The sequence below is a fragment of the Novosphingobium malaysiense genome (genome assembly GCF_000802225.1).
GTDB classification, from domain to species: Bacteria; Pseudomonadota; Alphaproteobacteria; order Sphingomonadales; family Sphingomonadaceae; genus Novosphingobium; species Novosphingobium malaysiense.
Map to the genome: position 1 here is coordinate 347,099 of NZ_JTDI01000005.1, position 21,539 is coordinate 368,637.

The 21,539-nt window shown below is 63.3% G+C and carries 18 protein-coding genes; all 18 read left to right on the top strand.

Going from position 1 to position 21,539, the window contains the following annotated elements; genetic code table 11:
• Positions 1-147: 147 nt before the first annotated feature.
• The 18 genes from LK12_RS17305 (at position 148) to LK12_RS17390 (ending at position 21,521) form a co-directional block, all read left to right on the top strand.
• Positions 148-1,812, top strand: a complete 1,665-nt coding sequence (locus LK12_RS17305) for a tannase/feruloyl esterase family alpha/beta hydrolase (protein ID WP_052223539.1) — start codon at positions 148-150, stop codon at positions 1,810-1,812.
• A gap of 4 nt (positions 1,813-1,816) precedes the next feature.
• Positions 1,817-2,311: a nuclear transport factor 2 family protein gene (locus tag LK12_RS17310; RefSeq protein ID WP_156135536.1), complete on the top strand. Its 495-nt coding sequence runs from the start codon at positions 1,817-1,819 to the stop codon at positions 2,309-2,311.
• A 54-nt stretch (positions 2,312-2,365) separates the two neighbouring features.
• On the top strand, positions 2,366-3,781 hold the full coding sequence (locus LK12_RS17315; protein ID WP_039286600.1) for an amidase: 1,416 nt from the start codon (positions 2,366-2,368) through the stop codon (positions 3,779-3,781).
• Positions 3,782-3,809: 28 nt separating this feature from the next.
• Entirely contained in the window at positions 3,810-4,277 is a 468-nt protein-coding gene (locus tag LK12_RS17320) for a flavin reductase family protein (protein ID WP_039286602.1), read from the top strand.
• A 51-nt stretch (positions 4,278-4,328) separates the two neighbouring features.
• Positions 4,329-4,889 (top strand): cupin domain-containing protein, encoded by a 561-nt coding sequence (locus LK12_RS17325; RefSeq protein WP_039286604.1) that lies wholly within the window; start codon positions 4,329-4,331, stop codon positions 4,887-4,889.
• Between the two features lie 10 nt (positions 4,890-4,899).
• Entirely contained in the window at positions 4,900-6,618 is a 1,719-nt protein-coding gene (locus LK12_RS17330) for an FAD-dependent oxidoreductase (protein ID WP_039286606.1), read from the top strand.
• Entirely contained in the window at positions 6,618-7,445 is an 828-nt protein-coding gene (locus LK12_RS17335; RefSeq protein WP_052223540.1) for a DODA-type extradiol aromatic ring-opening family dioxygenase, read from the top strand. Before LK12_RS17330 ends, LK12_RS17335 begins: the two co-directional genes overlap by 1 nt.
• Positions 7,442-7,732 carry a hypothetical protein gene (locus LK12_RS17340; protein WP_039286608.1) on the top strand — a complete coding sequence of 97 codons (291 nt, stop codon included), beginning with the start codon at positions 7,442-7,444 and terminating at the stop codon, positions 7,730-7,732. The genes LK12_RS17335 and LK12_RS17340 overlap by 4 nt, the downstream gene beginning before the upstream one ends.
• Positions 7,729-8,160, top strand: a complete 432-nt coding sequence (locus LK12_RS17345) for a lipocalin-like domain-containing protein (protein WP_039286610.1) — start codon at positions 7,729-7,731, stop codon at positions 8,158-8,160. Before LK12_RS17340 ends, LK12_RS17345 begins: the two co-directional genes overlap by 4 nt.
• Before the next feature lie 36 nt (positions 8,161-8,196).
• Positions 8,197-9,036 carry an alpha/beta fold hydrolase gene (locus LK12_RS17350; RefSeq protein WP_039286612.1) on the top strand — a complete coding sequence of 280 codons (840 nt, stop codon included), beginning with the start codon at positions 8,197-8,199 and terminating at the stop codon, positions 9,034-9,036.
• Between the two features lie 355 nt (positions 9,037-9,391).
• A complete protein-coding gene (locus LK12_RS17355; RefSeq protein ID WP_039286614.1) occupies positions 9,392-10,522 on the top strand; it encodes a MucR family transcriptional regulator in 1,131 nt (376 codons plus the stop codon).
• A 253-nt stretch (positions 10,523-10,775) separates the two neighbouring features.
• Positions 10,776-11,702 carry a DUF7146 domain-containing protein gene (locus LK12_RS17360; RefSeq protein ID WP_039286616.1) on the top strand — a complete coding sequence of 309 codons (927 nt, stop codon included), beginning with the start codon at positions 10,776-10,778 and terminating at the stop codon, positions 11,700-11,702.
• Between the two features lie 32 nt (positions 11,703-11,734).
• Positions 11,735-13,807 carry a ParB/RepB/Spo0J family partition protein gene (locus LK12_RS17365; RefSeq protein WP_039286618.1) on the top strand — a complete coding sequence of 691 codons (2,073 nt, stop codon included), beginning with the start codon at positions 11,735-11,737 and terminating at the stop codon, positions 13,805-13,807.
• Between the two features lie 141 nt (positions 13,808-13,948).
• Entirely contained in the window at positions 13,949-18,241 is a 4,293-nt protein-coding gene (locus LK12_RS17370; RefSeq protein ID WP_039286620.1) for a strawberry notch-like NTP hydrolase domain-containing protein, read from the top strand.
• Positions 18,242-18,354: 113 nt separating this feature from the next.
• Positions 18,355-18,840, top strand: coding sequence for a hypothetical protein (locus LK12_RS17375; RefSeq protein ID WP_039286622.1), 486 nt, complete (start codon positions 18,355-18,357; stop codon positions 18,838-18,840).
• Positions 18,833-19,468 carry a hypothetical protein gene (locus LK12_RS17380; protein WP_039286624.1) on the top strand — a complete coding sequence of 212 codons (636 nt, stop codon included), beginning with the start codon at positions 18,833-18,835 and terminating at the stop codon, positions 19,466-19,468. Before LK12_RS17375 ends, LK12_RS17380 begins: the two co-directional genes overlap by 8 nt.
• 30 nt (positions 19,469-19,498) lie before the next feature.
• Positions 19,499-20,200 carry a hypothetical protein gene (locus tag LK12_RS17385; protein ID WP_039287013.1) on the top strand — a complete coding sequence of 234 codons (702 nt, stop codon included), beginning with the start codon at positions 19,499-19,501 and terminating at the stop codon, positions 20,198-20,200.
• Between the two features lie 115 nt (positions 20,201-20,315).
• A complete protein-coding gene (locus tag LK12_RS17390; RefSeq protein ID WP_052223572.1) occupies positions 20,316-21,521 on the top strand; it encodes a hypothetical protein in 1,206 nt (401 codons plus the stop codon).
• The last annotated feature ends 18 nt before the right edge of the window (positions 21,522-21,539 follow it).

Sequence of the window (21,539 nt, forward strand, 5' to 3'; positions counted from 1 at the left end):
CGAATGGCGCGTGAAATTGGGCTGGCGGCGCTTCTGCCACAGTCTCTCCGGCTGTTCGAAATGGCATGGCAAATTGCGTTCCCCGCCAGCGTTGATCCGCCGTCGACCGGGGTTTGCGAGTAAGGCCAGGTTGAGGGGGTTGGGAATTTGCAAGTCGAACATACTGGCTGGGCGAAATGGGTCTCGGTCGATGATGTTGCGGCATCGCGCCTTGCCGAGCAGCGTTGCACTGTCGAGGCCATCGCTGATGCGACGCGCGAATTCGATGGTTACGAGATCGTCTCGGCCCGGGTGAACCGTACCGGCGAATTCCTGCCGCCTGCTCCGTTCGGTCCTGCCGGCCCGCCGGCACAACTCATGACCGATCTCCCCGATTTTTGTGAAGTCCTCGCGCGCAAGACTACGCCCGGCGGCCACGTTGCGGAGATCTTCGTGTGGGCGCCCTTACAGTGGAACGAACGCTTTCTGTGCACAGTGGGGGCGGGCAGCCGCACCATGCAGATGCATGATCTCAAGTACATCCGCAATCTCACCCTGCCCAACGCAGTGCGCAACGGGTTTGCGACGGCGGCCACCGATGGCGGGAACCGCGATCCGCGTCCGTTCGATTGGGCTATGCGTCCTGAGGACGGCACGCTGGACGAGGAACTGATCGAAAACTGGGTCGTGCGCAGTACGCACGACATGACCGTTATCGCCAAGGCCATCATTACGTTCCTCTACGGAGAGGCGCCGAAGTATTCCTACCTCATGGGATGCTCCGGCGGCGGTCGCCAGACCCTGGCGATTGCGCAGCAGCATCCCGAGCTATACGATGGCTACTGGTCGTCGGATCCTGCCATCAACTGGCCGCAGGTCATGGGGGCGGCGCTGTGGCCGGCCATCGTCATGCATCTGGCCAACAATGCCATTCCCAAAGTGAAGTTCGAGGCATTCCGTCAGGCCGCGATTTCCGCCTGCGATGGCAGCGACGGCGTGATGGACGGCTTTCTCGGCGCTTTCGATCCTTGCGATTTCGATCCGGCCTCGATCGTCGGCCAGCAAACCGAAGCCGGGGCGATTACAGCCACCGATGCAGAGGTGATGCGGCGGATTTGGGAAGGCCCCCGGCGTGCTGACGGTTCGTTCCTCTGGTTCGGTCTGCGGCCCGGCATCGACGCTTGGAGCGATGTTGGCATTTGCATGACCGTCGAGGTCGACGGCATCCTTGAGCCGATGCCGTTCTGGATCGCGCCCGCGCATTTTCGCTGGGTGCTGGAAGATCCCGCGTTCGACTGGAAGACCATGGACTTCGCGATGTTCGAGAAGCTGTTCGATCTTGGGGTCGAAAAGCTTGCCTCTACGGCAACGAACGATCCTGACCTCTCCGCATTGCGCGACAGCGGAGCCAAGCTGATCATCAGCCAGGCTGCCGACGATGAAGTTCTGCCGTATGAAAGTGCGGTCGATTACTATCAGCGTGTGGTCGAGGCCATGGGCGGTCTCGATGCCGTGACTGATTACGCCCGCTTCTTCGTGACCGATGGTGACAAGCACAGCTTCAATTTCGGTTATGGTCCCGGCCTTACGCTTGCCGGGGGTATTTCCGCGCTCATGAACTGGGTGGAGCATGGCGTGGCCCCTGATGAAATCGTGGCTGAACGCTACGATCCGCAGACGGATACGCTGCTCGCTTCGCGGCCTGCGTATCCCTATCCCTATGTCACGCGCTATAAGGGCGAGGGCGATCCCGCTATCGCGTCAAGTTACAAGGCTGTGCGCATCGAGCCCAGGCGCGTGCGGGATACATCGGCGCTTCCCGCGGATGCATGAACCGGTGAATACAGAGCACTTCATGGACGAGCTGGCCCGGCGCAATGTCGGTATAGCCCGCAAGTTTCATGGGCTCGAAGATGGATCGAGCGAGCGGCCGCTCGATGTGCTCACGGACGATGTAGTGCTTGAATTCTGCTTTCCGTGCGACACGCCTGTTTATGGCGGGACAACACTTTACGATCCTTCGCGAGAAGGCCCGCGCGCGCTGGTTGGCAAGGAGGCGATCGCCGCGATGGCACTGGAGGAAAAGGCACGGCTAGATACCGCCTTTCCCCGGACGCGTGAGCCGGAGTTCGTTGCCAATGGCGATCGCGTGATCATGCTGGTCGAGGCACCGTACACGGTGCGCAAGACCGGCATCCGGATTGCCAGCCACATGGCAGCGATCCTGATGGACTTTCGAGACGGCAAGATCGCCCGTATTCGCTGCTACGAGGATTTTTTCGACTATCATCGGGCCTATAGGTCTGATTTTTCGGAACAGATCGACCTTTAACAGGGCTTTGTTCCAAACCGAAGAACGACAAGAAAACGAGAGAGGTTCAGTGTCGTGAGCAAAGATATTTCCTGGTTGCCTGGCCATGAGCTTCGCCGCCTCATCGCAGAGCGCAAGCTTTCGGTGGTTGAGGTCATCGATCACTTTCTGGACCGTATCGCGAAGCTCGATCCAGTGCTGCACGCCTTCGACGTCGTCGATCCGCAAGGCGCGCGGGAACAGGCGCTGGCAGCGCAGGAGGCCGTCGACAAAGGCGAGCCGCTCGGCCCGCTGCACGGCATTCCTGTCGGCATTATGGACGGTATCAAGGTCAAGGGTTTTCGCAATCCGCTGTGGGGCAGCGATGCCGCGGCTTACGATGCATTGTGCGTCGAAAGGCTGCGCAAGGCTGGTGCGATCATCGTGGGAACGACGGCGACGTACTACTGGGAACCGCTCGATCGTCCGCGCAATCCCTGGGACCTGACGCGCGATTCCGGCAATTCCAGCCGTGGCAGCGCTGTGGCGGTCGCATCGGGCATGCTTCCGGTGGCGATCGGCATGGATGGTGCAGGATCGACCCGCCTGCCGGCCTCGTGGAGCGGGTGTCAGGGCGTAAATCCCTCTCGCGGGCTCGTAGCGCACGTGGATTATGAAGATCCGTCGCTTGTCCTCACGCAGACCATGGGGCCTATCGCCCGCACCGCGCGCGATTGCGCGCTGGTCCTTCAGGTAATCGGCGGACGCGATGGACGGGATTTCATCTCGACGCAGTTCGCTCTGCCCGACTATCAGGCCGCGCTTGAGCAAGGCATCGACGGGCTGCGTCTCGCGTGGACCGATGATTTCGGCTGGTCGCGCGCGCAGTGGGTGGATGAGACCGAGGATCTGACTGCGATCGCGCGCAAGGCGGCGATGGAACTGGCAGAGAAGGGCGCCACTGTCGATACGCCCCAGCTCCACTTCCAGGAGCCGCGCGGTTCCATGTTCATGCTGGGCCGAATTTTCTCGGCCATGGGCTACGAGCCGCCGATGGACATGGAACACTATAGCGAGCGGGTGAATGCCATCGACGAAGCCTGGGGATGGCCGGTCGACGGCACTGGCTTCACCATGCCCGAGGTACCTGAACCCGATGCGGAAATGTATCGCCAGGCCGCCGAAACGCGCGCTGCGCTTCTGGACGAGTTCTATGGTGCGCTCGAAAATCATGACGCCATTCTCAGTTTGACTACGCCGATGGAACCCCGGCCGCTCGCAGAATGGGGGCTTGGCGGGCGCGATTTCACGATGACCAGCTATTCGGCGCATACCGCTCTCGCCAACGTGATCGGCGTGGCCGCGATGTCGGTGCCGTGCGGTTTCCACAACGGCTTGCCGGTAGGCCTGCAGATTATGGTCCTTCCCGGCAAGGAAGACCTGATGCTGCGGATCGCTCAAGCCATCGAGCAAGCGCACCCCGTGCCCTATCCGCCCGCATCGGCAGCATGACTTCCCGTATCATCGCAAAGGAGCAACCATGGAAGATCTGAGACTGGCACTGCGTTGCCTCGCAAAGGCGGTGGTCGTGATCACCACGGTGAAGGACGGTGTACGTTACGCCATGGCGGCAACCGCGGTCAGCGAACTGAGTTTCGATCCGCCATCGATGCTTGTCTGCGTCAACCAGACCGCATCGCTTTGTCCAGTGCTGGGGCAGGGCGCTCCGTTTGCCATCAACATCCTGAACAAGGATCAGATGGACATCGCCAATTGCTGCGCGGGTAAGCTGAAGGGTGAGGCCCGGTTCGAGGTTGGCGAATGGTCTGCTTCGGACCTTGACGTACCGGTTCTCGGCGAAGCGCAGGCCGCGATCGTGTGCAGCAATGTCAATTCTATAAGGCATGGCACCCACGGCATATTCATCGGCAATGTCGAGCAGGTCATCCTCGGAGGACAGCCCGATCCGCTGGTCTATTGCGATGGCCGCTTCACCGCAGTGGCTTGATCATGCCCTGGGCCGCAAGCGGGCTGCAGGAGAGGAAATGGAGAATGGGTCATGGTAGATAAGGTACGCCGGGTCATCACCGGGCAGACTCCCGAAGGCAAGAGCGTGTTCAGCCATGTAGAGGAAGTGCGCCGCCGCGACCTGCAGCAGGGAATGAAGTGGTACGGCGTCTGGGGTTGGGACGAACTGCCAACGCTGCCTTACCTTTACGAAGGCAGTTATGAACCACGCAGCGTGTTTCCCGGCAAGGACGGGATGCGGATCAACGCCATCGTTTTTCCGCCACAATTCGGATTGACCCAGACCGGCGATCCCATGCCCTCGGAAGAGATGATGAAGCTGGCGAAGGCGCAGGACCCGGGCGGCGTGCATCCCGATCCGGAGACGGGAATGCACTGGACCAACACGATCGACTTCGGGATCGTGATAGAGGGTGAACTGGTTTCGATCCAGGATGACGGGGCGGAAGTGACGCTGAGGCAAGGCGATCTCTATGTCCAGAACGGGGCCATGCATGCCTGGCAGAACCGGACCGACAAGCCTTGCACGATCTACATCCTGAACCTGGGCGTCCCCCGCGCCGAGGGCGGCGAGCCCACAGGGGGCAAGTGAAGGCGGACCGATGGCACCGGGCGATGCAGCGAACACAGTCGATGTCCTGGTAGTTGGTACCGGTGCGGGCGGCATGACCGCCGCGCTGGTGGCCAAGGCCCGCGGCCTCGATGTCATGGTCGTCGAGAAGGCTTCCACGTTCGGGGGCACAACGTCAACGTCGGGCGGCGGGATCTGGGCACCCAATGCGCCCGTGATCGTGAGGGATCGAGGGACCAGCGAGGACCCGCAGGCCCCGCTCACCTACCTGCAGCATATCACCGGCGGTGAAGTACCGCAGGCCAGGCTGGAGACGCTCGTGCGCGAGGTGCCGCAGATGCTGGCATACCTCGAAAGTCTGAGCCCGGACATTCGCTTCGAGCGCAAGATAGCCTATCCCGACTATTACCCAGAAGCCCCCGGCGGCTCGGCGGAGAGTCGTTCGATCCATGCCGTGCCGCTCGACTTGCGCAAGCTAGGCGAGGAAGAGAAGGACCTGCACGGGGCGGGACGCTTCATGGGCGCGCCCAAGGGAGCCTGGGTCACCTCGAACGATCTCGAAGACCTCATCTCGATGGGCTATGGCCTGCGCGGCAAGCTTGGCCTGCTCAAGGTCATCGGGCGGATGGTGCGCACGCGGATCACCGGCGAACGCATCGCCGGGCCGGGCCAGTCGTTGATCGCCCGCCTCAGGCTGGCGCAGAAGGCGCTGGGCGGCATTCCCATCTGGCTCGATACGCCGATGCGCTCGCTGATGACCGGTGCCGATGGCGCGGTGACCGGCGCGATCGTTGAGCACCAGGGCCAGACCGTCGAGGTCAAGGCCCGCGCGGTGATCCTGGCGAGCGGCGGGTTCGACCACAACCTGGAGATGCGCAAGAAATATCAACCTGCCGTGCAGCAGGACTGGAGCGCGGGAATCCCGGAACTGACGGGCGATGGCATTCTGGCAGGACAGCAAGTGGGCGCGGCTATCGATCTGATGGACGATGCCTGGTGGGTTCCTGTTTATGACAAGCCCGGCGGGACCATCGGCCTTTGCGGCCCGGCCGACCGCTCGATCCCCGGCCTGTTCGTGGTCAATGGTGCAGGCGAGCGCTATGTCAACGAGGCCGCCGCTTATCATGAGTTCGGACAGGCGATGATCCGCCAGCACCGCGAAAGCGGGATCCCCCATATTCCGTCATGGGTCATCATCGACGACAAGTCGTGGCGCACCTACATGTTCTCGGGCCACTTCCCGCTACCGAAGATCCCGTTTTCCCCGGTACCCACCGGACAGGAGATCCCCCCGGCCCTCATCAAGGAGGGCCTGGTTCAGATCGCCTCGAGCTGGGAAGAACTGGCTGGAAAGATCGGCGTGCCCGCCGATGCGCTGCGCAAGACCGCCGAACGCTTCAACGCCCTGGCCCGCAAGGGCCGCGACGAGGACTTCGGCAAGGGCGACAGCGTCCACGACCACTACTACGGCGACCCGCGGCTGCCCAATCCCAACCTGGCCGAAGTGATCCATCCGCCCTTTTACGCCTTCAAGATCCACCCGGGCGACCTGGGCACCAAGGGCGGGATCGTCACCGATGAACATGCCCGCGCCCTCACTGCCGATGGCTCGGTCATTGCGGGCCTCTACGCGGTGGGCAATACCTCGGCCGCGGTCATGGGCCGCAGCTATGCAGGGCCCGGCGCCACGATCTCCTCGGCCATGACCTTTGCCTACGTGGCAGCCAACCATATCGCTGGAAAGAACTGATGGGACAAATTGTCGCAGGATATGCGATCTCGCACAGCTCGATGATGGTCAGCCAGCCTGAACTCGTCGAGCCCGAAGTTCGCGGCCGGTGCTATGCGGCGTTGGAGCGCGTTCGCGAAGAAATTGCGGCCCTCGCCCCCGATTGCCTGGTGGTCGTGGGCGGGGACCACTTCAACAACTTCTTCTACGACCTCTATCCGCAATGGTGCGTAGGACGCGCGGAGGAATATTCGGGCTGGGCCGACAATATCCCGATGTACAAGGCCACCGGCGATCCTATCCTTTCCAACCACATAATCTCCAGCCTTCTCGAGCAGGGCTTCGAGCCGGCCTTCTCGAACGAGATGAAGCTGGACCACGCATTCTTCGGCCCGCTCCATTTCGTCACCCCGAAGATGGACATTCCCATCGTGCCGGTTTTCCAGAACACCATCACCTACCCGCTGGCGACGCTCAAGCGCTCGCTGGCGCTGGGTGAGGCGCTGGCGAACGCCATCGCCTCAAGCCCCGACGACAAGCGGATCGTGATTATCGGCAGCGGCGGCCTGTCGCACTGGCTAGGCGGGCCCGAGCACGGACGACTCAACCCCGAATTCGATCACGAGTTCATGCGCCGCTTCGCGGCCAATGACCGCGAATGGCTCACCAGCTTTACAGATGACGAGATCATCGAGCTGGCTGGCAATGGCGGCCACGAGATCCGTAACTGGCTCACCGTGCGCGGTGCCCTTGGCAACGCTCCTGCCGAGTCGATCTACTATGATCCTCTCTATCCCTGGTATGTCGGCGCGGGCATCTCGCATATCGAGCCGGAGACGGTAGCATGAGCGCCTATACAATCATGAAATGCCTGCGCGAATGCACCATCGATCCTGCAACTGCGGCCGCGGTGCGAGCATCGGATCCCGCACAGCTGGCCACCGCGCATGACATGAGCCTCGATGAAGCCCAGGCCATGCTCGAAGGCCGGGTCGACCTGCTCGACGCCATGGGGGTCCATCCCTTCTCGCTGATCCAGCTCTCGCGCGTGATGGGCTTTTCCATCGATGCGCGCTGGGCAGAACTGCTCGGCGGCAAGGATGCGGGCGAGAAGACGGCCGGGGATCCGGCATGACGCAGGATAGCGCCTCGCTGCGCGGCCTCTGGCACATCGTCAGCTGGGTGCAGGACTATGACGACGGGCGCCTGATCCATCCCATGGGCGAGGCGCTCGAGGGCTTCATCGACTACCGCGAGGATGGCAGCTTTGCGGTGATGATTTCGCGCAAGGACCGCGCGCCCTTCACCACCGGCGGCCAATGGGACGCCAGCGACGCCGAGAAGGCCGCCGCCTACCAGGCGATGCTCGCCTATGCCGGCCGCTATGAATTTACCGGCGACCACGTCCTGCACCATGTCGAGATCTGCCTCTATCCCGGCTGGATCGGCGGCACCCAGAGGCGCAGGCTGGTATCGACCGGCGGCGGTGAACTGGCGCTGGAGGCCCGGCTCGAGGAAGGCACGGGCCAGGCCCGCACGGCCCGGATCCTCTGGCGGCGCTAAGCCGCACTATTCCTCCATTCCAGACAAGGTAAACCGATGAGCAACGAAAATCCGGAAATCGGCCTTTCCATCAACGCCGGCGGCGTGACGACCAATTACCACGACGTGGGCCAAGGCGATCCCGTGCTCCTGATCCATGGGTCCGGGCCCGGTGTCAGTGCCTGGGCGAACTGGCGGCTGACCATCGGCGCGCTGTCGGGCCGCTACCGGATGCTCGCACCCGACATGCTCGGCTTCGGCTATTCCGATCGCGCCACAGACGGGGTCTACTCGCGCGAGCGCTGGCTCGAGCAGCTCGTCGGCTTCCTCGACACCCTCAAGCTCGACAAGGTCCATGTGATCGGCAACTCCTTCGGCGGCTCGATGGCGCTGGCGCTGGCCATCGCCCATCCCGAGCGCGTCAGCCGCCTAGTCACCATGGGCGCGGTGGGCGTTCCCTTCGAACTCACCGAAGGGCTCGATGCGGTCTGGGGCTACGAGCCCTCGTTCGAGAACATGAAGGCGATCATGGCCTACTTCGCCTACAATCAGAACCTGATCGGCGACGACCTCATCGAGCTGCGCTACAAGGCCTCGGCCCGCGAAGGCGTCCAGGAGGCCTATGCCGCCATGTTCCCCGCCCCGCGCCAGCGCTGGGTCGAGGCCATGGCCCACCCCGAAGCGGCCATCCGCGCCATCCCCCACGAAACCCTCATCATCCACGGCCGCGACGACAAGGTCATCCCCACGCAGACTTCCCTCACCATGCTCGACTGGATCCCCAACTCCCAGCTCCACATCTTCGGCCATTGCGGGCACTGGACCCAGATCGAACAGGCCGCCCGCTTCACCCAGCTCGTCGGAAACTTCTTCGATGAAGGAAAAAACGGCCGGTGAAGCGTAAATCCAGAAAATCCTGTGGTGGGGCTGCAATGTCCGAGGACGGTGCCAAAGCCAAGCCCGTTCGCAAGGAGCGCAGGACACTGTCGCCGGTCTATCGCTGATCATCCCGCAAGCCGCAGATCCGCGCGGCAAGTCAGAATAGTCCCCCCAAGTCCTGCATCCCGACCACAATTGGTGTGTTCACGGCTTCCTGTTACCGGGCTACGTTCCACCGTTCCATAGGTGCTGCATTGTCGAATCCGAAATTCTGGCATTGATGGCGGCCAGGGACGCCACAATTTGACATTCAACCTGGCGTGGGGCAGCACGTGTTCACCGCTCCTTGCACAAAATTTCCCCATGGACAGTTATGGACGACTTTGACGCGCGCCGCGCTTCGCTTGATCTGGTTACGGCGTTTGTGAACAACAACAAGCTCAGCGCTACCGAGCTGCCGACCTTGCTCGGCGATGTATTCAAGGCGATTTCCGGCTTTGAAGTTCAGGCAAGAGAAACCGTCGAGCTGACAGGCAAGCAGGCCGAGATTGTTGCTGAACCCGAGGCCGCACATGCGCCTGAAACAAAGCCTGCGGCAACAACGGCTGCACCGGCAACGGCCACAAAAACGAAAGCCTCGGCGCCCAAGCCCGCGTCAAAGGCTTCAGCTGCCAATACACCCGTGGTGTCCATCGAGGAATCACTGGCCGACCCCAACGTCATCGTCTCGCTGATCACGGGCGAGAAATTCAAGATGTTGAGGCGGCACCTGACCAAACATGGTCTGACCGAGGCCGAATACAGAGTTCGCTTCAATCTACCCGATGACTATCCGATGGTCGCGCCGGCCTATGCCAAGCTTCGTCGCGATGTGGCGACCCGGATGCATGCCAGTGCCAAGGATGCCGGTGCAGGGGACAAGGCCGTGGAAGCACCGGCACCTGCAGTCACGGAAGAAGTTGCCAAGCCGGTCAAATCGAAGGCTGTTTCCAAAAAGAGCGCTTCGAAGAAGAAGGCGGCTCCGCCCAAGAAGGCTGCCTTCGCGGAAACCGCTGCTCCCGCGAAGGCACCCGCCCGGCGACCCCGCGCTAAGGGCGCCCCGGCCAGTGCCGCACCGGTAAATGCTGCCGATGCCGTCCCGGCATCTCCGGAAACCCCGAATTCCAGCCCGGCACCGGCATCTGAGGTAAAGACCACACCGCAGACAGAGACGACAAAGGCAGTCGAAACGCCAAAGAAGACCGCAGCCAAAAAGCCGGCCCCCAAACGGCGCATGGCAAGGCAACCGGCAGCGGAGACCACTTCGGCCGATGTTACAGCAATTCCGGCTCCGGTCGAAGCATCTGAGGCCACCGAAGCCGGTCCAGCCGCCGCACCTGCTGCGGCCAAGCCGACAAAGGGCAGATCCAGAAAACCCAGTGGTGGGGCTGCAATGTCTGAGGACGGTGCCAAGGCCAAGCCTGCCCGCAAGGAGCGCAAGACGCTGACACCAGCCTATCGCTGAATTGCCGGCAAGCTACAGATCGGCGCGACAAGTCCGAATAATCCCCGAAGCCCTGCAGGTCGGTCACGATCGGCCAGCAGGGCGCTTGTGTTCTAGAGGGGCAATTGGGCTGATATGCGAGTTGTGGCGGTTGCGAGATCGACCAACTCTCAAGTCCCCGAAACCTGCCGCCGGAACTCACCGATAGTCGAACATGGCTTCTGAGCGCTGGAGGAGGTGAGGGGGAAGGGCATGTGCCGTTCGGGGAGCCGCCATGCCCACATTGTCCATCATTCACCCCTATCGAGATCTGGAAAGCGAGGCGGCCAATCTCGTTAAACGCCTTGGCGGGATCTGGTCGCCGGGCGGCGGGATGTGCCGGTGCCCGGCGCACAATGATCGTACGCCGAGCCTGTCGGTTCGTGTCGGCGATAAGGCTCTTCTGTTCAAATGCTTCGCGGGATGCGAGACCATCGATGTCATGCGGGCAATACAGCGTCTCGACATGAGCATCCCTGCTGGTGGCGAGAGGCTCGCCGGATCACCCAGCTCGCCCCTCAGCCCGTCCTGGCGTCGACGCCGTGCACAGGACTTGTGGGACGAGGCTTTGCCGATCGCGGGAACACCGGCCCAGACCTACCTCCGCCGCCGCGCGATCCCGCTCACGCCGTCGGTCTTGCGATATCACCCCAGCACGCCGCTTGGACGAGGTAAGCTTGCTGTGTTTCGTCCCGCGATGCTCGCCGCAATCCACGAGCATGACCGCCTCGTCGCGCTCCAGCGGACGTTTCTGGACGCCCATGAACCGCGCCGCGCCCGTGACCTTGCCCATCCGCGCCGCTCTCTTGCCCAACCGGGCGGAGGCGCGGTCTTGCTCGCACCGGCGACTGAGGTGCTGGGCTTTGCCGAAGGTGTGGAATCGGCCCTTTCGGCCATGCTCCTGCTCGCCATCCCGGTATGGGCAACATTGGGCAGTGAACGCTTCGCTCACGTCGCTGTACCGGCAACCGTAACGCGCCTGATCCTGCTGCCCGACAATGACCGGGCGGGGCGCATAGGCGCGGCCAAGGCCAGCGAGGTCCATGTTCTGCCAGGCCGGAGCATCGAGACAGTCTGGCCGCCTGGGGGCTTCAACGACTGGAATGATGTCCTTCGGGTAGGGAGGAAGGGGGTGGGGCAGGGGACGCGGCAAGCGGCCTGAATGGTCGGGCCTCGTCCGCCAGGAGAACATCCATGTCCCAGCCCATCATCTTCGTCCCGGCCTCGAAACTGACGAAGTCGCCGAGCAACGTGCGCAAGACAAGCGATCCCGAGGCCGACGCCCAGCTCGAAGCCAGCATTGTCGCGCGCGGCGTAATCCAGAACCTCATCGGCCTGCCGGTCACGCGCAAGAAGGGCCACTACCGCATCACCGCCGGCGGCCGCCGCCTCGATGCCGTCCACCGCGCGATCGAAAAGGGTGACCTTCCCGCCGATACCGAACTCCCGGTCATGGTCGTCGCCGACGCCAACGATGCCATCGAGATCAGCCTCTCGGAGAACTTCTTCAAGCTGACCATGTCGCCTGCCGATGCCTGCCGTGCTTTCCAGGATATCATCGAGACCGAAAAGAAGACGCCCGCAGACATAGCCAAGCGCTTTGGGCTCACCGAACGCTTCGTGCTCGGCCGCTTGCGGCTGGCCAACCTCGCCGAACCGGTCTTCGAGGCCCTGCGCGAAGGCGAGATTACGCTCGATGTCGCCATGGCCTACGCCAGCACGTCGGACACCGCACGCCAGGCCTCGGTATTCGAGCAACTGGGGCAGGGCTACTACCGCAGCAATCTCAGCGAAATCCGCCGTCAGCTTGCCTCGGGTGGCTATCGCGGCAGCGACCCCAAAGCACTTCTGGTGGGCCGCGAAGCCTATGTCGCTTCGGGTGGCCGTATCGATGCCGATCTCTTTTCCGACGAGGAAAACGAGATGTGGATCGACGGCGATATCCTCGATCACCTCGCCGAGGAAAAGCTTACCGCCGCCGCTGAAGCCATCCGGACACGTGAAGGCTACGCCCAGATCCGTGCGGTTCCGGCTTCCTACATACCTTACACCGAGACCTATTCCCTGCGCCATGTCGATGGCGAACTGCCGCCGCTTACCGAGGAGCAGGAAGCGCGCTGCGAGGCGATCCAGTCCGAGATCGAGGCGATCGAAGAGACGGCCGCCGACGAGGACGGCGAGGGTTACACCGCCGATGATGAAACCCGCGTCCAGGCGCTTGAGGCGGAATACGAAGCGATCCAGAATCGGGTCCCCATCCTCACTGACGAGCAGAAGGCGTCGTCGCTCGCCTATGTGGTGATTGGCCGCGACGGCCAGCCCAAGGTTCACGAACAGCTCTACGTCGCACCGGTCGACGAGCCGATCGGCGATGACAATGATTTGGAAGCCCATGGCAGCGATGACGAGGATGGTGAGGACGCTCAGACGGAAGCCGCATCCAGGCCCGCGCACAGCCAGCGTCTCATCGACGAACTCGCCATGATGAAGACGGAAATGCTGGCGGTTCATGTCGCGAGCGATCCGCGTTTCGCGCTGGATCTCGGGACCTTTATTATGGCTGATGCGGCAACCCGGCTCTACGGCGGCATGGAGCTTGCCAGCGACCTGCGCGCCCGGGTTCCATCACCTCGCGTTTCCAACTTCGAGAGCGGCACGCCGGCGGCCGAGGAATGTGCACGGATCGAGAGCACACTCGATCGTAGCTGGTGCGATCACGACGATGTCCGAATGCGCTACGATGCCTTTTGCGCGCTTCCCGAGGAAGCCATCGCGGCCTGGCTGGGGTGGGCGGTTGCGCGCACGCTCGACGCTGTGCCGGCAGGTGCAACGGGCAGTGCCTTCATCGACCATCTGGGCACGAAGCTGGATATTGATGTCGCGGCCTGGTGGCGGCCTACGGCCCGCAACTACTTCGATCGCATCACCAAGCCCGCGATCCTTGATCTGTTCGACGAAGTCGGCGGCGGCGAACTTCGCCAGCGTTACGGCGCCTCGAAGAAGCACGACCTTGCCGCCTCGGCCGAGAAGCTGTTTGCCGGCGACATTCTGGTCGAGTCCGACATCAAGGAGCGAGCCTTGGCCTGGCTGCCCGATGCCATGCGCTTCGCGCCGCTCGACACTGCGGACGGCGCAGCACTCGCATATGATGACAACGGCACCGTGGTGACGAGCAGCGAGCCGGAAATGGAAACCGGTCCCGACATGGAAACCGACCCGACCCCGGCGGACGAGGATGACAGCGATCCGATCGCCGCAGCCGCCTGAACTCGACTGAACCCTCCTCACGGGGCCGTGACGATCATGTCGCGGCCCCGTTTCCTTGCGTCCCGCTCACACGACCGAGGGGGAAAGGAGGGATGGGCAAGGTGGCGGAAGAGCCGCCTGATTTACCCAAGGATCGCCTCGATGAACCTGCCGCTTCTCAATCTCGCCGGGGCCGATGGCGCTGCCGGTACCACCAAAGCCGACAAGCTGCTCAACGTTGCCAGGGTGTTGGCCGACAGGCTGTCACGGTCTCATCCCATATTCCGCCGAGACCTCACGCAGCTGATGGCCGAGACGTTTGGCGCATCGGACGCCGATGGCGCCTGGTCGATGCGCGATGCCTACGATGCTCTCGAGACCGGGCAGGTCCTGTTCCTGCAATGCAACGACTGGGAGCCTCGGCATGGTGACGATCCCCGTGCCGTGTTCGCTGCGCTTCTCGACATGCAAAAATGTTTGCCGACACAGACCTACCGGTCCGAAACACAGGTCGGTCTGCAGCAGTTCAGCACACCGCTAGCCCTGGCCTGGCTAGCAGCCATGGCAGCGCGAATTGTGCGGTCGGACCTCGTGCTCGAACCTTCAGCGGGGACCGGCATGCTCGCGGTCCATGCGGCACGGGCCGGTGCGCGGCTGCTGCTCAACGAACGCGATCCCGGCCGTGCCGCATTGCTGGGCATGGCGCTGGGCCGCGAGGTCAACACGCACGATGCCGAGTTCATCCACGACAAACTGCCTTCTGGCGCTTCACCCGACGTTGTTCTGATCAATCCGCCATTCAGCCGCAGCGAGGGGTGCGGCGCTGATCGTCATGCCGGCGCGCGCCATCTGCGCTCGGCACTTCTGCGGCTCGTCCATGGCGGGCGCTGCGTGGCGATCATGCCTCCGGGTTTCGCTTGTGACGGCAGCGCCTCGGCGGGCTACACCGCAGTGGCCGAGGTTGCGCCGCCGCGCATGGAACTGACGATCCTGGGCAGCCCTTTCGCCAAGCACGGCACGAGCATCGCGGTGCGTCTGCTTGTTTACGACAAGGGCTGGGCGGGGCCGGTGGAGCGCCACAGCGTCCATTCGCTGGAAGAGGCCTTGCCAGTCATTCTGGCACTGCCGCCCCGGCTTGATCCCTCGCCGACACCGCCACCTGCGGCGGCACTGCTGCAACCGCCAGTGCGCGCCGCGGCGCGGCCTGCCGCCTCGCCCTTGTTCTCGGGGCTCGCATCGTCGCGTCGCACCATACCCAGGCGGGACCCACACGTCGATGATGCGGCGAAACCGCTCGAATACACCGTGCGCGAGACGCCGCTGCCAGCGGGCGATCCTGCCGGTATCTATGTACCCTGGCGGCTTTCCCGCCTCGAAATTCCCCGCGCTGCCGCGCACCCCGATCAGCTCGTGGAATCTATCGCCATGGCTTCGGTCCTGCCGCCAGTGCCCAGCTACCATCCCATGCTGCAAGCCCGTGCCGTCGCCGCGCTCTCCGATGCCCAGCTCGAAACGGTGATCCAGGCCGGCGAGGCGTTCGAGCGCGATCTGCCTGGTGCCTTTGTGCCCAACGAAGCCGGCGATCAACTGGCCGAAGCCGCGGATGGATATGTCTATCGCACCGGGTATTTCATTGGGGATGGCACGGGCGTGGGCAAGGGGCGCGAAGTCGCCGCCGCGATCCTCGACCAGTGGAACCGGGGACGGCGCAAGGCGGTGTGGATATCGCTTGCCTCCGGCCTCATCGAGGATGCCCGCCGCGATTGGGCAGCGCTCGGGGGGCTGCCCATCGATATCCAGCCGCTCGATGCCTTCCCGCTTGGCCAGCCGATTGACATGGCGAGCGGCATCCTGTTCCTGACTTACGCGAGTTTGCGATCTTCACGTCACGACGAGGCCTCACGGCTCCAGCAAATCCGTGCCTGGCTGGACGAAGACTTCGAAGGCATGCTGGTCTTCGACGAGGCGCACGCCATGGCCAATGCCGCGGGAACAGAGACCGAGTTCGGCGCGGCCAAGGGCTCGGAGCAAGGGCTTGCCGGCGTGCGCTTGCAACATGCACTTCCCCGTGCGCGGGTGCTCTATGTCTCTGCGACTGGCGCTACCGATCCGGCGAACCTGTGCTACGCCGCCCGTCTCGGCCTGTGGGGGCCGGGCACGGCCTTTCGCGACCGGGCCGGGTTCATGGCGGCGATGGAGGACGGCGGCATTGCCGCCATGGAAATTGTCGCACGCGATTTGAAGGCCATGGGGCTCTATACCGCCCGGGCTCTCAGCTTTTCCGGCGTTGAATACGAGGCCCTCGAACATAAGCTGACGCCGGACCAAATCGCGATCTATGATGCTTATGCTGATAGTTGGAGCATCATTCACAGGCACCTGGATGAGGCCCTGAAAGCCACAGGCATTGTTGATCGCATGTCGGGGGATACCCTGAACTCGCAGGCCAAGGGTTCGGCACTCTCCCGCTTCGAAAGTGCCAAACAGCGATTCTTCAGCCAGGTGCTCCTGTCGATGAAGATGCCGAGCCTGATCCGGGCGATCGAAGCCGAAGTGGCGGTCGGCCATGCCGCTGTCGTGCAACTGGTGACGACGGGGGAAGCCGTCCTTGAACGGCGCCTGTCAGGCCTGTCCGCGCAGGAACGCGCGCATCTCGTCGTCGACGTTTCGCCCAGGGACGGGCTGATCGACTATCTCAGAAATGCCTTTCCAACCCGGCAGATGCGGGTCTTCACGGCCAGTGACGGTACCGCCCGTTCCGAACTGATGGTCGATGAACATGGTACGCCGGTGCCGTGCCGCGAAGCCATGGCTGCGCGCGACGATCTGATCGAGCAGCTGTGCGGCATGCCGCCTATACCAGCCGCGCTCGATGCCTTGATCGCCCACTTCGGCAGCGATGCAGTCGCTGAAGTGACTGGCCGGACCAAACGCATTGTTCTCGATCCGCACGGCAACCAGAAACTGGAATCGCGCAGCCCCGGCGCGCGCAAGGCTGACAGCGATGCCTTCATGGCCGGGCGCAAGCCGATCCTCGCCTTTTCCGATGCCGGCGGCACGGGGCGTTCCTACCACGCGGACCTGGGCAGCGGCAGCGCCGGGAAACGCCGCATTCACTTCCTGCTCGAACCGGGCTGGAAGGCCGCCAGTGCCATCCAAGGGCTCGGGCGTACCCATCGCACCAACCAGGCAAGTGCGCCGGTCTTCCGCCCCGTTACCACCGACTGCAAAGGCGAGCGACGGTTCATCAGCACGATCGCACGGCGGCTCGACAGCCTGGGGGCACTAACGCGCGGCCAGCGCCAGACCGGAGGTCAGAACCTGTTCGATCCGGCTGATAGCCTGGAAAGCACGCATGCGCGCGAAGCCCTGACCCAGTGGTATCGCCTGCTGCACGCCGGCAAGCTTTCCAGCACAACACTTCCCGACTTCACCAACATGACCGGTCTCAAACTGGTCGAGGAAGACAGCGGCGCCCTGCTCGAACGCCTGCCGCCGATCCAGCGCTGGCTCAATCGCATTCTGGCGCTCAGGATCGCGGTGCAAAATGCCATCTTCGAGGAATATGGCGGCCTCATCCAGGCCCGTATCGATGCTGCGCGCGAGGCGGGTACACTCGATCTCGGGGTCGAGACCATTGTCGCCGAACGGATCGTGGTGCTTGGCGATGAGGTCCTGCGGACCGATCCGGTCACCGGTGCACAGACGCGCCTACTGCGCCTCGAACTGCACACCAAGCCTCGCACCACGTCATGGGCGCGGCTCACGCGCATGTGGGAAGGTACCGAGGGCGTTGCCTGGCTGCGGAACGGCCGCTCGGGCAAGGTCGCGCTGCGGGTTCCCTCCTGGTCGATCACCGATGACGAGGGGCGCCCGGTGCCCATGTGCCAACTGGTCCGGCCCACAGGAAGCGAACGCCTGTCCGCGCATGCCCTGGAGGGCACCCACTGGCAGCCGATCGAGCAGGATGCGTTCCGCACATTGTGGGAGGCCGAAGTGACGGCAGCCTCGGTCCAGCTTGATGTCGAGACCATCAGCCTGGCGACCGGGCTCCTGCTGCCGGTCTGGCACAAGCTCCCATCGGACGATGTTCGGGTCTGGAGGATTACCGACAGGACCGGCGAGGCTCTTCTCGGCCGGATCGTTGTGCCTGCCGCCGTCGAGAAGCTTCAGGCCGAATTTGGCCTGACGGCATCGGTGCGCCTGACCCCGGCCGAACTAGTTGCCGCAGCGCGCAGCGATGGTGGTGTTCCTGTCCCCGGGCTCGACGGCGTTCGTCTCGCCTCGGTCTTCGTCAACAACAGCCGCCGCCTGGAACTGCGCGGGGCGGCCCCCGGTGACCGCGACTGGCTCAAGGCGCGGGGCTGCTTCACCGAGGTCATCCAGTACACCACGCGCATTTTCGTGCCCAGCGATCGGGCTGAAGAGGTGCTGACGGCGATATCGCAAGGCTGACCCGGCTTCGGCATCCGCACCATCACGCCCTGGCTCGTGAAGGGAGTGGGGGATGGGATGTGCGTCCGATTGGCCGGGCGCACATTTCTGAACCTCAAATAAGGAGAACCCAGATGGCTGACCGGGCAAGTGCGTCGATCCGCATTGGCGGCGTGATTCCTCATTCGTGTATTTCCGGCCTCTTCGAAGCGATCGAGCTCGACGGAGGGCGGGCCGATTGGGAAGGCGAACAAGTCGATCCTGCATCGCTGCGTTCCGGCGAGACCCTCGCGGCCTTCGCCTATGCGCAGCCTGGCGGCATGTTCGAGTGGACCGAGCAGTTCTGCGAAGACCATGGCATCGCCTTTGTGCGCGATTCCGGCAGCTGCAGCGGCGCGTTCGGCCCCGAGCGCGTGGTCTTTTTCAGCACCGGCACGCCTGCACAGTTCGACATGACCGAGAATGAGGAAATCGTCTTGGCCCTGAGCATGATCCGCGCGCTCGGAACCATGGAGGCGATCGAAGCTTGGTTCGAAAGCGCGGAGTTTCAGCCGCCGCCGATCAATATCGCAGGTGGCACTGCGGACACCGTCGAGAATGGGGAGACGGACAATGGCTGACTCTTACGTGCAGGGCAGTTTCACCTTCAGCTGCACCCATGCCGAACTGGCACTGATCGAGGAGGCATTCGAGGCGAGCTACGCTTTCATGGCCGAAGATACGCCCAAGGACCCGTCCCCGGAGTTTCTGGCTGCCTTTCCGCCGGTCAATTCAGGCGATCTGTGGAACGGGTTTCTTGCCATCTTTCCCGATCCGGATTTTCCGGACTTCGGGGTGGAATTCGAAGCCGAAAACCCGCGTGACCGTCCGGAACTATCCACCGTCTGCCTCTATTCGACCACTGACTTCCAGCCGGATGCTCTCGCGCAGCTGATCCGGCATTGCTGCCAGGAAACCCTGCGTCAGGCGCCCATCGGGTTCGAATGGGCATGCAGTTGCTCTCGTCCCAAGGTGGGTGAATTCGGGGGCGGGGCCTGCGCGATCTTTGCCGATGGTATGGTCTTCAAGACCACAGGCGCCGTGCTGAATGACATGCTGTCGCGAAAATCTCATGCAGCCACTGCCGCCGAAAGCCGCAACGGCTGGAGCGAGGATCCCGAATACCCCGTCGCCGACTGGCAGGCCGAAGTTGCCGATGGCGGCACACGGCTTGGTTACTGGGCCTGGGTTGCCTTGGACCGGGCCTGACCCTCCTTCCTCATTGAAAAGGATACGATGATGCCATCCACCACCCCGGTGGAGGCGCCTGCGCGCCTCTACAGCGAGACCCCCTACGACGAGCGGGGTAATTTCCATTACCAGGGCGACCTCTATCGTGCGTCCGAGGACCTGAGCACATTGTGCCGCCGGATCGAAACGCACCTTGCAAGCTATTTCCCTGAAATCCGCTTCGTCCTTCGCAGCGAGGGATTTACCGGCGGCCGCAAGATCACGGCCGAAGTTCTCGACGCTCCGGGCGATCTGTCCACGCGCGACGCGCAGGAGACGTTCATTACGACGGTGCGCGATCAGATCGAGCGCTTCGGCTTTTGCCGCACCAACCCGCTCCAGGATTACTGGAACTGCTCGTTCTATGCGGAAGTCGCCATAAGGCAGGCCTACTGGGCGGCGCTTGCGACCCGGCGCGGGAAGGCCAATCCGGTCGCCAGTCTCGTCTCGCTCGCGAGCTTCAGGAAGCGTCTCAAACCCGGCGATACCCTCACTCTCCTGCACGCGCCCTTCAACCATCGCGCGCTGGGCGCGGCGCGCAAGGTGATCCAGGTCCGCTCGCGGGATTTCGTGTTCGAAGGGCGCAGCTACTGTGACTTCCCGCGCGCCAGCAATTTTGCCTGTGATGGACGCCTGGTGCGGATCGCGATCGGGAATGAACACGATCCGGATGCGCATCTCCTTTACGAATGGCGAGCCATCGGCGGGTGACGCCGTGCGGGACAGGTCCTGCAAGCATGCCGCGAAGGGGAGGAGGTGGGGAAGGGCGAGTGCGGGGCAAGCGACGCTCCGGCTCATGTCCCTTTCCCCTTCCGAGGAGCCTGCCATGACCACATTCGCCCGCATCATCGAGAACCCGTCTGACGCGCCCGCCAGCGGCGGATACCGCGTCGATATCTCGCGCGGCCAGAATATCTCGCGCGTTTCGTCCGAATGGTTCTCGCGCCCCGACGATGAACGCTATCTCTCGCTCACCGACCTTCACGCCAGCGTGCGCCGCCGGGCCGACCAGGCCACAACACGCATCGTCGAAAGCAGGCAGGTGCGTGTCGAGGCGCGCAGCGAGGATCCGGAACTGCTCACGCTGATCGCGCCCGGCGACGACACGCCGATCGCGCCGACCAACTGGTCCTTCGGGCAGCTCGCGAGCCTGGTAGGCGCGCCCGCCTCCTATCTGCGTACGCTTCCCGCAGCACTTGCCGGCATCAACATGCAACATGGCTTGCTCTCGCACCGCGGTGAGCAGGTGAAGTTGCTCCAGACCGACGACGGTCGCACCGAACTGCGTGCGGTCACTGGCCCCGATTATGGCCGCATCTGGGATCACGAACTGGTGAGCGCGGTCATGCGGATTGCCGGAGATGGCGTTGGCGATACCCGCTGGAAGGTCCCCGGCGTGCTCGACTGGGGCTCGATGGTCTACAACCCCCATGTCGATGTCAGCAGCGAAACGACGACGCTCTATGCCTCCGACCGCGATGTCTTCCTGTTCCTGGTCGATGACACCCATCCGATCGAGGCCGGCAAGCTGCCCAATGGCGAGCCCGATCTCTTCTTCCGCGGCTTCTATGCCTGGAACTCCGAGGTTGGCTCCAAGACGCTGGGAATCGCGACGTTTTACCTTCGCGCGGTGTGTATGAATCGAAACTTGTGGGGCGTCGAGAACTTCGAGGAAATCAACATCCGCCACTCGAAATTTGCCGCAAACCGTTTCGCGCATGAGGCTGCACCTGCCTTGGCGCACTTCGCGGATTCCTCGCCCCGGAGCTTCGTCGACGGCATCAAACAGGCCCGCGAGCGCATTGTTGCCCGCAAGGACGAGGACCGCGAGGATTTCCTGAGGAAGCGCGGCTTTTCCAAGGCCGAGACCGGCAAGATCATTGCCACTGTGCTCGCCGAGGAAGGTCGTCCGCCCGAGAGCCTCTATGACTTCGTGCAGGGCATTACTGCCCACGCGCGGAGCAAGACCAACCAGGACGCCCGGCTCGAGATCGAGGGCAAGGCGCGCAAGATCCTCGAAAAGGTCAATTGAACCGCCACGTGCCGGCCG